Annotated in this window: 1 protein-coding gene; it reads right to left on the reverse strand. The window is 61.5% G+C overall.

All coding sequences use genetic code 11. The features are described 5' to 3' along the window. Positions 1-429, reverse strand: a 429-nt coding sequence (locus tag C7G61_RS43570) for a glycoside hydrolase family 15 protein (protein WP_244608806.1), incomplete at both ends; no start/stop codon positions are given.

Below are 429 nucleotides of genomic sequence, written 5' to 3' on the forward strand. Positions count from 1 at the left end.
GCGCGTGATGCTGAAGAGCGGCGGCATGTCCTTCTGATCGGGAATGGCCTCCATATCGTCGACGATGTTGGTGATGTAGGTGAGGTATTCCTCCATCGTCTTGGTGGTGCCGAGCCGATTGAGGGCCTGGATGACGAAATAGGCGTCACGTAGCCAGCAGTAGCGGTAATCCCAGTTGCGCTTCGTGTGCGGCGCTTCCGGCACCGAGGTGGTGAGCGCCGCCACGATAGCGCCCGTTTCCTCGTAGTTGCACAGCTTGAGTGTGATGGCGGCGCGGATCACCGCCTCCTGCCAATCGAAGGGAATGGAGAGTGACCGCACCCAGTCGCGCCAGAAATCGACCGTGCTATCGAGAAAGGCCCGGGCCGTGGAATCGGTCTCTGACCGAAGCGGCTCGTCCTCGCCGAAGAAGAACGACAGGGGCCGGTC

This window comes from Bradyrhizobium algeriense (genome assembly GCF_003062295.1).
GTDB classification, from domain to species: Bacteria; Pseudomonadota; Alphaproteobacteria; order Rhizobiales; family Xanthobacteraceae; genus Bradyrhizobium; species Bradyrhizobium algeriense.